The sequence below is a fragment of the Lentzea sp. NPDC006480 genome (assembly GCF_040611995.1).
GTDB lineage: Bacteria > Actinomycetota > Actinomycetes > Mycobacteriales > Pseudonocardiaceae > Lentzea.
In genome coordinates, this window is record NZ_JBEXPJ010000017.1 from 23706 (window position 1) to 36280 (window position 12575).

The 12575-nt window shown below is 68.5% G+C and carries 12 protein-coding genes; 10 read left to right on the forward strand and 2 right to left on the reverse strand.

Going from position 1 to position 12575, the window contains the following annotated elements:
• Window positions 1-54: 54 nt before the first annotated feature.
• Window positions 55-957 carry a hypothetical protein gene (locus ABZX92_RS09765; protein ID WP_355555883.1) on the reverse strand — a complete coding sequence of 301 codons (903 nt, stop codon included), beginning with the start codon at window positions 955-957 and terminating at the stop codon, window positions 55-57.
• 172 nt (window positions 958-1129) lie between these two features.
• On the opposite strand from ABZX92_RS09765, the gene ABZX92_RS09770 reads away from it, so the two are divergent.
• Genes ABZX92_RS09770 through ABZX92_RS09780 form a run of 3 tightly spaced genes read left to right on the forward strand, consistent with a single transcriptional unit; the run spans window position 1130 to window position 5492 of the window.
• Complete coding sequence (locus tag ABZX92_RS09770) at window positions 1130-3757, forward strand: valine--tRNA ligase (protein ID WP_355555885.1); 2628 nt, start codon at window positions 1130-1132, stop codon at window positions 3755-3757.
• A 5-nt stretch (window positions 3758-3762) separates the two neighbouring features.
• Window positions 3763-5100, forward strand: a complete 1338-nt coding sequence (locus ABZX92_RS09775; protein ID WP_355555887.1) for a folylpolyglutamate synthase/dihydrofolate synthase family protein — start codon at window positions 3763-3765, stop codon at window positions 5098-5100.
• Window positions 5097-5492, forward strand: coding sequence for a DUF4233 domain-containing protein (locus ABZX92_RS09780; protein WP_355555888.1), 396 nt, complete (start codon window positions 5097-5099; stop codon window positions 5490-5492). The genes ABZX92_RS09775 and ABZX92_RS09780 overlap by 4 nt, the downstream gene beginning before the upstream one ends.
• On the opposite strand, the gene ABZX92_RS09785 is transcribed toward ABZX92_RS09780, so the two are convergent.
• Window positions 5493-6185: a hypothetical protein gene (locus tag ABZX92_RS09785; protein WP_355555890.1), complete on the reverse strand. Its 693-nt coding sequence runs from the start codon at window positions 6183-6185 to the stop codon at window positions 5493-5495.
• Window positions 6186-6329: 144 nt separating this feature from the next.
• Between ABZX92_RS09785 and ABZX92_RS09790 the strand changes: the two genes are divergently transcribed.
• The 7 genes from ABZX92_RS09790 to ABZX92_RS09820 are packed head-to-tail and all read left to right on the forward strand — an operon-like array spanning window position 6330 to window position 12550.
• Entirely contained in the window at window positions 6330-6635 is a 306-nt protein-coding gene (locus ABZX92_RS09790; protein ID WP_355555892.1) for a PE domain-containing protein, read from the forward strand.
• Between the two features lie 4 nt (window positions 6636-6639).
• Window positions 6640-7242, forward strand: coding sequence for a DUF3558 domain-containing protein (locus tag ABZX92_RS09795; RefSeq protein ID WP_355555894.1), 603 nt, complete (start codon window positions 6640-6642; stop codon window positions 7240-7242).
• Entirely contained in the window at window positions 7239-8549 is a 1311-nt protein-coding gene (locus tag ABZX92_RS09800) for a PPE domain-containing protein (RefSeq protein ID WP_355555896.1), read from the forward strand. The genes ABZX92_RS09795 and ABZX92_RS09800 overlap by 4 nt, the downstream gene beginning before the upstream one ends.
• Window positions 8546-9250: an ESX secretion-associated protein EspG gene (locus ABZX92_RS09805; protein ID WP_045316832.1), complete on the forward strand. Its 705-nt coding sequence runs from the start codon at window positions 8546-8548 to the stop codon at window positions 9248-9250. The genes ABZX92_RS09800 and ABZX92_RS09805 overlap by 4 nt, the downstream gene beginning before the upstream one ends.
• A 39-nt stretch (window positions 9251-9289) precedes the next feature.
• Window positions 9290-9721, forward strand: coding sequence for a hypothetical protein (locus ABZX92_RS09810; RefSeq protein WP_355555898.1), 432 nt, complete (start codon window positions 9290-9292; stop codon window positions 9719-9721).
• Window positions 9722-9772: 51 nt separating this feature from the next.
• A complete protein-coding gene (locus ABZX92_RS09815; RefSeq protein ID WP_355555900.1) occupies window positions 9773-11281 on the forward strand; it encodes an alkaline phosphatase D family protein in 1509 nt (502 codons plus the stop codon).
• Window positions 11282-11302: 21 nt separating this feature from the next.
• Window positions 11303-12550 carry a hypothetical protein gene (locus ABZX92_RS09820; RefSeq protein ID WP_355555902.1) on the forward strand — a complete coding sequence of 416 codons (1248 nt, stop codon included), beginning with the start codon at window positions 11303-11305 and terminating at the stop codon, window positions 12548-12550.
• Window positions 12551-12575: the final 25 nt, after the last annotated feature.

Below are 12575 nucleotides of genomic sequence, written 5' to 3' on the forward strand. Positions count from 1 at the left end.
CGTGACGGCAATTGTGATCGCCGTCACTCTTGTCCGGCACCTCTGAAAGGGTGATCACTTGCAGCCAAAGGTGGTGGGGATCGGGGTGTCCGCCGCGAACCACTCCTCCGGCTTGCGCCTCGCCTCCTCGGTGGTCGGCTGCTGCCGCTTCTCGGTGAACAAAGGCGCGAGGAAGCCCGCCTTCGACGCCTCGCACGCCATCGAGTAGTGAAAGCCGTTGCTCGCGACGGTCCAGACGCCGTCCTCGGCGAGCTGGTAGTCGGTGTCGGAGCGGACCAGCGCGACGATCTCGTACTGGTCGAAGATCGTCTTCTGGTAGCCGGGGTCGAAGGCGTACGCGAACCGGTAGCTCGTGTGCACGAGGGGGCGGCCGTACTGGTCGCGGCCCGGCCACATGCGGCCGTCGACCTTGATCCCGTTCGGCAACAGCTTGTTGCCCTTCTTCAGGCGGGTCACCGCCGAGCCGTTGTTCGGGTTGGCCCGCCAGGCGTCCCGCAACGAGGGCGCCAGCATCGACACGAACGGCTCCACGTCGTGGTCGACGATCACCCTGGGATCGAGGTGCCCGGCGACCAGAGCCTTGCGCGCTGCCTCGTACCCGGCCGCGTACTCGGGGTTCTGGTCGGGCACGACGATGCCCTTCTCGCCGTCGGCCCACGGCTCGGCGGGCGTGCCGGCGAACGGGTGGTCCACGTCGACGCCCTGGATCGGCGCGGCGGTCGTGGGCGGCTTCACCTCCGGCGGCGCCGCCTGGCTGGACTTCCCGGCCTGGTAGAGGCCGAACCCCGCGGCGCCGACGGCGACCACCGCGATGGTGAGGACGACGGCCGTGCGGCCGTGCCGGTGCGCCCGCGCCTGCCGCCGCTGCCTGCGGATCTCCCGCTTCGCGCGTCTGTCCGCGGCGCGCAGCCAGCCGGCGTCCTTGAAGTCCGGGTGGTCCTCGATGTCGTACGGCACTTTCTTCCCCCAAAGCGGCTCAGTTCACGAACACCACGCACGTGGGGGCTCGTGGGTTGTCCGCGTTGTTCCCCCAGGTGGTGCCGTGGACGGGGGATGCTACGACGAGTTCCGGCCGTTAGCAGGTATCTCGTTTCAAGTCGATACCTCCGGCTCCGTAGACTTGACAGCTGTGACTGAACTCGACACCGCACCCCAGCGTCCTGACCTCCCCGCCGCGTGGACTCCGGCGGAGGTAGAGGCGGAGCTGTACCAGCGGTGGGTCGACCGGGGCTACTTCACGGCGGATCCGAGCAGCGACAAGCCGCCGTTCACGATCGTGCTGCCGCCGCCGAACGTCAACGGCAGCCTGCACATGGGCCACGCCCTCAACCACTCGGTCATGGACGCGCTGACCAGGCGCCGCCGCATGCAGGGCTACGAGGTCCTGTGGCTGCCCGGCACCGACCACGCGGGCATCGCGACGCAGAACGCCGTCGAGCGGTCCCTGGCCGGTGAGGGCCTGTCGCGGCACGACCTCGGGCGCGAGAAGTTCGTCGAGCGCGTCTGGGAGTGGCGCGAGGAGGTCGGCGGCCGGATCCTCGGCCAGATGCGCCGCCTCGGTGACGGCGTCGACTGGACGCGCACCCGGTTCACCATGGACGAGGGCCTGTCGCGGGCCGTCCAGACGATCTTCAAGAAGATGTTCGACGACGGCCTGATCTACCAGGCCGAGCGGATCATCAACTGGTGCCCGCGCTGCCAGACCGCGTTGTCGGACATCGAGGTCGACCACAGCGACGACGACGGCGAGCTCGTCTCGATCCGTTACGGCGACGGGGAGAGCTCGATCGTCGTCGCGACCACGCGCGCCGAGACGATGCTCGGTGACACCGCGGTCGCCGTCCACCCGGACGACGAGCGCTACCAGCACCTGATCGGCACCGAGGTCGAGCTGCCGCTCACCGGGCGCCGGATCCCGATCGTCGCGGACGAGCACGTCGACCCGAAGTTCGGCACGGGTGCCGTCAAGGTCACGCCCGCGCACGACCCGAACGACTTCGAGATCGGGCAGCGGCACGGCCTGCCGAACCTCACGATCATGGACGAGCGCGCCACGATCACCGCGCACGGCCCGTTCGAGGGGCTGGACCGGTTCGAGGCACGTCCGGCGGTCGTCGCGGCGCTGCGCGCCGAGGGCCGGATCGTCGCGGAGAAGCGGCCGTACGTCCACGCCGTCGGGCACTGCTCCCGTTGCGACACGGTCGTCGAGCCGCGGCTGTCGCTGCAGTGGTGGGTCAAGGTCGAGGGCATCGCCGCGGCTGCTTCGGCCGCGGTGCGCGACGGCCGCACCAAGATCCACCCGGCCGAGCTGAACAAGCGCTACTTCGACTGGACCGACAACCTGCACGACTGGTGCATCTCGCGCCAGCTGTGGTGGGGGCACCGGATTCCGGTCTGGTACGGGCCGAACGGCGAGGTCGTCTGCGTCGGACCGGACGACGAGGCGCCCACCGGTGAGGGCTGGCGTCAGGACGAGGACGTCCTCGACACCTGGTTCTCCAGCGGTCTGTGGCCGTTCTCGACGCTGGGCTGGCCGGACGAGACCGAGGACCTGAAGAAGTTCTACCCGACCACGGTTCTGTCGACCGGCTACGACATCCTGTTCTTCTGGGTCGTCCGGATGATGATGTTCGGGCTGTACGCGATGGGCGAGACCCAGCCGTTCGACCACGTGTTCCTGCACGGTCTCGTTCGCGACCAGTACGGCAAGAAGATGTCGAAGTCCAAGGGCAACGGCATCGACCCGCTGGAGTGGATGGACCGCTACGGCGCGGACGCGACGCGCTTCACGTTGCTGCGCGGGGCGAACCCCGGTTCGGACCTCGCGGTCGCGGAGGAGTGGGCCGCCGGTTCGCGCAACTTCACCACGAAGCTGTGGAACGCCACGCGTTTCGCGCTGTCCAACGGCGCGACGGTGGCGCGTCCGCTGCCCTCGCGTGACGAGCTGACCGCCGCGGACCGCTGGATCCTGGACACGCTGGACGAACTCGTGTCCACTGTGGACACGAACTTCGAGGCGTTCCAGTTCTCCCGTGCCTGCGAGGCGCTGTACAGCTTCACGTGGGACGAGTTCTGCGACTGGTACCTGGAGATCGCGAAGGTCCAGATCTCGGAAGGTCGCGTCGAGGCCACGCAGTCCGTCCTGGGCCACGTGCTCGACGTCCTGCTGCGCCTGCTGCACCCGGCGATCCCGTTCATCACGGAGACGCTGTGGACCACGCTGACCGGCGAGGAGTCGCTCGTCATCGCGTCGTGGCCCCAGGCTTCCGGTGGTGAGCGCGATCTCGATGCCCTCGCCCAGATCGAGGGTCTGAAGAAGCTGGTCACCGAGATCCGCCGGTTCCGTTCCGAGCAGGGCGTCAAGCCGGGCCAGAAGGTCGTGGGCAAGGTCCGCGGCGCATGCTGCGTCGGGTTGGTCGACCAGGTCCCGTCGGTGCGTTCGATCACGCGCCTGACCGAGCCGGGCGACGAGTTCACCGTCTCCGCGACGCTGGAGGTCGGCCTGCCCAAGGGCGCGGTGAAGGTCGAGCTGGACCTGTCCGGCACCATCGACGTCGCGGCCGAGCGCAAGCGTCTCGAGAAGGACCTGGCGGCGGCGAAGAAGGAGCTCGACGGCACGACGAAGAAGCTGGGCAACGAGGCGTTCCTCGCCAAGGCGCCCGCCGAGGTCAAGGCCAAGATCGAGGAGCGCAAGGCCGCTGCCGAGTCCGACATCATCCGCATCAACGAGCGCCTGGCCGCGCTGCCGGAGGCGTAAGTACCGTGGAAAACAACCTCGACGAGTTCCTCGACGTCGAGAACGAGCTCAACCAGCGGTGGCCCGAGACCAAGCTCGAGCCGTCGCTGGACCGGATCAAGGCGCTGGCGCACGTGCTCGGCGACCCGCAGACGAACTACCCCGTGGTTCAGCTGACGGGCACCAACGGCAAGACGTCGACGTCCCGCATGGCCGATGCGCTGTTCACGCGCATCGGTCTGCGGACCGGCCGCTACACGAGCCCGCACCTGCAGCTCGCGACCGAGCGAATCAGCCTCGACAACCAGCCGATCACCCCTGATCGCTACGTCGAGGTCTACCGCGACATCGAGCCGTACGTCGCGATGGCCGACGCGCGGTCCGAGATCAGGCTGAGCAAGTTCGAGGTGCTCACCGCGATGGCCTACGCGGCCTTCGCGGACGCGCCGGTCGACGTCGCGGTCGTCGAGGTCGGCCTGGGCGGCACGTGGGACGCGACGTCCATCATGGACGCGAAGATCGCGGTGCTGACCCCGATCGGCCTGGACCACACCGAGTACCTCGGCACGCGCGTCGAGGACATCGCTCGCGAGAAGGCCGGCATCATCAAGCCGGACTCCGTCGCGATCGTCGGCGAGCAGACGCCCGAGGCGATGAAGGTCATCCTCGAGCGCGTGGCCGAGGTGGACGCCATGATCGCCCGTTTCGGCAGCGAGTTCGGCGTCATCTCGCGCGCGGTGGCCGTCGGCGGCCAGATGATCACGCTGCAGGGCCTCGGCGGCGTCTACGAGGACATCTTCCTGCCGCTGCACGGCGAGCACCAGGCGGCCAACGCGGCTCTGGCGCTGGCGTCGGTGGAGGCCTTCTTCGGTGCCGGCCCCGAACGCCAGATCGACATCGAGGCGGTGCGCGAAGGCTTCGCGTCGGTCGTCACGCCGGGCCGTCTGGAACGCGTCCGCTCCTCGCCCAACGTCTTCGTGGACGCCGCGCACAACCCGCACGGCGCCGCGGCCCTGGCTCGCGCGCTGGAGTCCGAGTTCGGCTTCCGCAAGCTCGTCGCGGTCGTCGCGGTCATGTCCGACAAGGACGCCGAGGGCATCTTGTCGGCGTTGGAGCCTGTTGTGCAGGAGCTGGTGATCACCACCAACTCCTCGCCGCGCGCCATGGACCCGGACGTGCTCGCCGGCATCGCCGTCCCGATCTTCGGCGAGGACCGCTTCGAGGTCCGCCCGCGCCTGGACGACGCCATCGAGGAAGCCATCCACCTCACCGAGGACGAGCTGTCCGGCGGCGGCGTGATCGTCACCGGCTCGGTCGTCACCGCGGGCGAGGCCCGCGCGCTGTTCGGAAAGGAGCCGGCATGACCTCCCCGGCCCCTCTGAAGAAAGACCCGATGAAGGCGTTCCGGGGCATCATGGCCGGAACCCTGATCCTCGAGGTCATCGTCGTCGCCCTGGCCCTGCCGGTGATCGCCAAGCTGCACGGCGGCGTCGGCACCCTCGTCGGCTGGACGGCGTTCGGCTTCATCGCGGTGTTCATCGCGATGTGTGCGTTCGTCCGCCGCCCGTGGGCCATCGCCGCCGTCGTGGCCCTGCACGTGCTGCTCATCGCGACCTGGTTCCTGCTGCCCGCGCTGGGCGTGATCGGCGTGATCTTCGGCCTGGTGTGGGCCTACCTGCTGTGGCTGCGCAAGGACCTGCTCAAGCGCATGGCCGAGGGCCGCCTCCCCGCGCAGCAACAGCAGCAGTCCACCTGATCAGGTCCGGTCGTAGGCCATCAACGCGTCAGCGGCCACCAGCACCTTCCGGTCAGCGTCGTCGTAGTCGGCCTTGAACGGCGTCTTGGCGTCGCTGCTCCGGTTCAGGTCGACGCTCCACACCGATCCGTGGCCGGGGATTTCGATCGTGTACGCGGCCTGGTCGGAGGTGGCGAACCTGGGCATCTCGGTGCGCACCGCGTTGCGCCCCTTCACCTGGGTCACGGTGCCGAGCGGGTTCGGCTCGGTGAACCAGTCGTACGAGGCATTCCCGGGCTCGTAGGGCGCCAGATGAATACTCAGGGTGTTGTTCAGGCCGGTCTTCCTGTTGACCGCAATTTGGCAATAAAACTTGCCGGAGATCACCCGGATGACGTCTTTCGTGCCCAGCACTTTCTCGGCGACGTCATCCGTGATCGCGGCACACCAGTAATAAGGCCCCCACTGCGCCTCCTTACCGGTGCCCGCTTCGTCGCCGTTGATGGGCAGCACCTGGGCGAAGCCGTGCGGTTCGGGCGCGGTCCACGCGACGCACGACTCCGGATCACCCGTGAGCACGTTCTCGCAGTTCTCCTGCGGCCCGACCGCAGGGGCAGGCGGGGTGAGCTTGGCGGGAACCGCCTTCGGCTCCACCGAGGAACACGAAGCGAGCAGCAATGCGGCGCTGACGAAAAGAGCCAATGAACGAAGCATGCCGCACTTCGTACCCTCACATGTCGCAATGCGATGGTGACACATCGTCCTGTTCACCCGTTCGTGCCTTGAACCCCGGACAAGGCCCCTGACCCGGAGCTATGCTGCATAGCGCACGAATCTGCATGGGGAGGGTACTGGGGTATGAGCGGGACGAAGGTCGATCTCGAGACACTGCGCGCTGCCATCAAGGAGTACGAGGCCATCGCCCTCGACCTTGAGAAGGCCCACGTTGCCGGCCAGGAGCTGGTCCGCGTCCAGGCCGCCGGGCTCGACATGCCCAGCAAGGTCTACAACAACTGGGCCGTCACGGCCGGTGCGGCGCACCAGACGTCGAACGAGCAGCTGCGCAAGACGTTGAAGACCCGGATCGACAACCTGAAGGCCACGCTCACCCAGTACGAGCAGACCGAGCACGGCAACCAGGCAAACCTCAAGCCGAAGGACTGAGCTGTTGCGCATCCGAACGATCGTCGCAGGGACCGCCGCTCTCGCACTTCTGGCGGGCTGCAGCACCGGTGGTGGCACCACCGGTACGCCGACGAACGCGACCCAGCCGACCAGCGCCAGCAACGGTGGCGGAGCGCCCAAGGTCTCCAGCCCGCTCAACCTGTCGGCTGTCGAGGCTGCTCCGTGCAACGCGGTGACCGCGGCACAGCTGACTTCCTATGGCCTGCCCGGCGTGACCGGGTCGGTGAACACCGGCAGCGTGGGTGCCTCTTGCCAGTGGTCCGGCACGTTCACCCCGGCCGAGATGTCCCTCAGTGCGTCGATCCTCCCGGTGGGGACGAGCCTCGACTCCCAGTACGCCAAGAAGGACACGTTCGCCGTGTTCGAGGAGCGGCCGGCGATCCAGGGCTATCCGGCGATCGTCTCCCTGGTCGTCGACCAGCGCAAGGAAGGCAACTGCGAGCTCACCGTCGGCACGTCCGACGACAGGACGATGCTGTTCACCATCCTCAGCGACGAGAAGAGCAAGTACTTCGCGGACCCGTGTGCTGGGGTCGTCGAGTTCGCGAACCTGGCAATCACCACGATCAAGGCAGGTGCGAAATGACACGGCCCGCGCCCAGTTGTTTCTCCGAGGACACCTCCCGTGCGGAGGCGTTCACGGGACATCAGATCTACGCCCAGATGCACGGGGGACCGGGCACCGGGCCGGCGCAGCACGCCGCGGACAAGGCATCGGAGCTCGAGCGCACCTACGCCGGGGTCGAGGCCAGGCTCAAGAAGGTCGGCGAGACCCTGGGTGAGGCGTGGAGCGGTGCCAGTGCCGACGCGGCTCAGGCGGCCGCGAACCCGATCAACCAAGCCATGATCCAGATGCAGGACGCACTGCGGCAGGCTGACCACTCGCTGTCCAATCAGGTGTACCAGTTCAACCTGAACAAGGGTCAGCTCAAGAACATGCCGGAGAGCAAGCCGGAAACGGGCTTCTGGGATGACGCGACCCCGTGGGACACGGACACCGAGGACGCGGTCAACAGCTACAACTCAGAGGAATCGCACAACCGGAACGTCTACAAGGAGTTCCAGAGCGCGAGCAACACCAACCGCGGTGAGCTGCCCAAGCAGTTCCCCGGCGTCACGGCGGACACGCTGAACGTCGAGGTCATCAACACCGGTGGCGACGACGGCCGGGACAAGACCGGCAACAACGTCAACAACTCCAGCATGCCGCACGGCACGCCCACGTTCCCGAGCTCGACCGGCAACCCGCAGGGCACGACCGGCACCACGTGGACGCCGCCGGGCAGCGTCACCGGCGGCAACGACACCACCACGTCCCAGGCGGTCGGCGGAGACGTCAACAGCCCCCTGAGGACCGAGTTCCCCGGTGGTGGCAAGCCTCCCGTCGGCGGCGTGATCGACCGGCCGCCGAACACGGGTATCCCGCCGATCGGCGTGCCCGTCGGTCCCGGTGGGTTGAACGGTCCCGGCGGCACCGGTGGCGGACGTGGTCCCGGCGGCGGCGCGGGCCGAGGCCCCGGTGGGCCCGGTGGCAGCGGCGCGGGCGGCAAGTTCGGTGGCGGCAGCGGCTCCGGCAGGCTCGGCGGTGGCGGCCTCGGTGGCGTCGGCTCGGGCAGCAGTGGCACGGCCGGACAGCAGCAGCCCGGCGGCAAGTCCGGTGTGTTCGGCGGCATGGGCGCGGAAGGTGGCCCGAACGCGGCCGGTCGCGGTGGCGTCGGTGCGGCGGGCCGGGGTGGCGCCGCCGGTGCGGGCGGCATGGGCGGCCACGGTCAGAAGGGACAGGGGGAGGACGACCTGGAGCACAAGTCGGCCGACTACCTGGTCACCGAGGAGAACACCAACGAGATCATCGGTGACATGCCGATGGTCGCGCCGCCGACGATCGGGGGGTGAGCGTGCTGCGTTCGTCCATTCAGCTGTCCGACCTCGCGTTCGACGTGCTGTGGAAGCAGGAGCGGCTCGGGGAGTACCACCCGGCGCTCTCCGTCGACTCGCCCGGTGAGACCGAGGAGGAGCGCGCGCTCATCGAGCGCGACGTCATCGGGGAGCTGCGCAGGGTCGGGCTGGACCACCCGGACGTGCGGGGCACGCTGCACCTGATCGCCAAGGCGGACCACGACTACTCGGCGTGGATCGCGGTCACGCCGAGCGAGACCAAGCCCGTGGTGGTCGCGGCGAACTCGCAGCACGGCGTTCTCGCCGTGCACGACAACGGGTTCGTGCAGCTGCACCCGATCCGGCCGGAGAACGCGCCGGAGGTCCTCGCGATGCAGCTGCCGGACGTCCCGGCGGGTCGCGGCGCGTCGATCAACGTGCACGAGTCCGAGATCAACGTGCACCAGCACGGCAAGGCGTCGCCGTCGATCTCGCTGCGCCAGCTGCTCGCCCAGCCCCGCAAGGGCACGGCGAAGCTGTACGCGGCGAAGCGCAACGGCGAGGGCCGGCAGCGCGCCAAGACCTTCCTCACCACGATCGACTTCGAGGACGGCCGCTGGCTCGTGGTCAAGTACACCGACCAGAACCACCAGACGTGGGTGCACGCCACCCCCGCCTCCCGCCAGATCATCACCGACTGGCTCAAGCGGTTGACCTGATTTACCGCTGAATAACCGGACTGCACCAGCGTCGCGGCTGTGAGAAAGCCACTTGCCCTCGCCGCCGCACTGGCCGCGACGCTGCTGTCCGTCGGAGTTGGCACCGCCAACGCCGAGTCCGTCCCCGGCTGTGCCTCTGCCAAGCAGATCGGCACCACCGGCGCCATCACCTACCAGGGCAAGCAGATCGGTTCTGTGAAGCAGTTCGCCGGCTGCGGCAAGAACTACCCCTACCTGTGGGTGTGGGACTCGTACTACAGCACTCACCGCAACGTCCACGTCAGCAACTGGATCGCGGAGTTCAGCGGCGGCGAGGAGATCCCGCACGGCGGCGGCGAGGCCACCGGCAAGCAGGAGCTGTGGGGCGCGGGCGCGGCCACGCTCGACAAGTGCACGAAGGCCGTCGCCACCATCCGCACCGGCTCCGGCGTCACCGACTACGTGTGGGGCGCCACGGACAAGCGCTGCTGAAGTTCATCTCGGGTTCGGCCGCAGGTCAGAACCGCAGACTAGAAACCGCGCATGACCTTCGACCGTCGCACGTTGTTCAAGGCAGGCGCAATCGGCACGGCCGCGGCGCTGGTGCCCTCGGGCATCAGCCTCGCCAAGACCGACCGTCCCGTTCTCACCCACGGCGTGCAGTCCGGCGACGTCACCTGGGACGGCGGCATCGTGTGGACCCGCGCGGACCGGCCGTCCCGGATGCTCGTCGAGGTGTCCAACGACCCGAAGTTCCGCCTCTCCCGCCACGTCCGCGGCCCGCTGCTCACGCCGGAGACGGGCGGCACCGGGCAGGTCCGGGTCGGCCAGCTGCTGCCCGGCCGTCCCGCCTACTACCGCGTCACGGCCGAGGACCTGCACGGCCGCACCTGCAGTGAGCCCGTGACCGGCAGCTTCAGCACCGCCCCGCTCGGCCGCGACCAAGTCCGCTTCGTGTGGTCCGGTGACGTCGCCGGGCAGGGCTGGGGCATCAACCCGGACATCGGCGGTATGCCGATCTTCAAGGCGATGGCCGACCGCAAACCCGACTTCTTCATCCACAGCGGCGACAGCGTCTACTCCGACGGCCCGATGAAAGAGTCGGTGACGCTCCCGGACGGCCGGATCTGGCGCAACGTCGTCACGCCGGAGAAGTCCAAAGTTGCCGAAACGCTCGACGAGTACCGCGGCCAGTTCGCCTACAACCTGCTCGACGACAACCTCAAGCGCTTCGCCGCGCAGGTCCCGATCTACGCACAGTGGGACGACCACGAGGTTCTCAACAACTGGTACCCCGGCGAGATCCTCGACCTCCCGCAGTACACCGAGAAGCGCGTGGACGTGTTGGCACAGCGCGCTTTCCAGGCGTTCCACGAGTGGATGCCGATCGACCGGCACCGCGCTGTGGACGGCCGCGTCCACCGGAAGTTCTCCTACGGCCGCAACGTCGAGATCTTCGTGCTCGACATGCGCACCTACAAGGACAAGAACACCTCGCCGAAGGACCAGCCCGGCGTGATCCTCGGCGAGAAGCAGGCGAAGTGGCTCGTCGACGAACTGTCCCGCAGCACCGCCACCTGGAAGATCATCGCGGCGGACCTGCCGATCGGCCTCACCGTCCCGGACGGCACTGACATCGAGGGCGTCGCCAACGGCCTGCCGGGTGCCCCCAACGGCCGTGAGCACGAGATCGCGTGGGTCCTGCGCGAGCTCAAGAAGCGCCGCGTCAGGAACACCGTGTGGCTCACCGCGGACGTCCACTACACCGCCGCGCACCACTACTCGCCGGACCGCGCGGCCGTGGGCGACTTCGACCCGTTCTGGGAGTTCGTGTCCGGCCCGGCGCACGCGGGTGCGTTCGGCCCGAACACGCTCGACCCGACGTTCGGCCCGGAAGCCGTGTTCGTGCACGCCCCGCCCGCTCCGAACACCTCGCCGCTGGACGGGTTCCAGCACTTCGGCGAGGTCGAGGCGAACCACCACGAGCTCACGGTGTGGCTGCGTGACGCGACCGGCGCATCGCTCTGGTCCAAAACGCTGAAGGCCGCGTAGGGATCGCAATAGGGTCGGTGCGTGCCCATCTCGTTCGACACCACCGGATTCCGCCAGCTCGACCAGAACTCCTGGCAGCACCCCAACGGTGACCAGGCAGAACTGGCCTACTACAACCTGGTCCCGGACCTGCCGGCCGGGCTGGACGACCTGCAGAAGCTCAGGCACGACCTCGCCCTGCTGCACGGGGAGAGCGGCTGCCTGGTCGAGGCGCAGCTGGTCCAGCTCGCCGGCGTGCCCGCGTTGCTGCGGATCATCAAGATGCCGTTGCGGAACCAGGCGAGCGGGCAGATCTTCGTCTGCTCCTTCACGATCCCGAAGGCGAACTGCAGTGCCGTGCTGCAGTACGGCGCGATCGAGCGCGGCACGACGGGCATGCGCGAGGGCGTGCTGGCGGCGGAGATCGGGTTCCAGAACTGGATCAGGCCGCACCCGTACGCGCCTGAGCTGCAGGGCGTGCTGCCGTTCCACGCCGGCGACGATCCCCGCTACGACGCGAGGTTCCCGGACCACCCGTTGTCCCGTGTGCGCGCGTGGGCTCACCACGTCGTGCGCACGGCACGGGTCGACCCGCAGTTCGCGGCTCTCCCGCCGTTCCAGGTCCAGGCGCCGCCGCAACCACCGGTCTCGCCCGGTCAGAGCCTCATGACGGCGTTGCCGAGCCTGCCGGTCAAGGACTTCATCGGCCTGCAGATCGGTGAGCTGACCACGTACTGGCGGATGACCGACCCGAAGCTCAAGGAGATGCTCGGACGCGGTCTGATGGGCCGCTCGCCGCTCGCCGACACCCGGTTCCGCGACATGCTCATGATCGACCTCGAGACCGGCGAGGCGATGATCCCCGACCGCTACACCACCAACGGCAACATGACGGCGCACGGCACGCACCTGGTGCAGGTCTCGCTGCCGGAAGCCGACGCCGAGCTCTCCGACGACGACGTCATGGACGCGTTCAGGTGGGCGGGCCGGATGTGCGGCGAGGCGGCGGAACGCGGTGAGTACCTCTCCCTCGAACCGATCGAGAGCCAGGGCGAGCAGGCGAACCCGCACGTCCTGCTGGCGGTGCAGCCGCACGAGGGGCAGCAGACGGTCGTCGCCCAGTTCTCGCCACCGCCGGTCGGAGGGCCGCTGGCGGGGTCGCCGAGCCGCAGTGCGCCGGCGACTCCGGAATCCGTCGAGGGCATCGGCGTGATCGCCGGCATGGCGGTCAACGAGTGGCGCTCGCACCCGCTGCGCATCGCGATCACTTACAAGCGTCCGGCAGGCTGATCGCAAATATTTGCAAGACCCGACG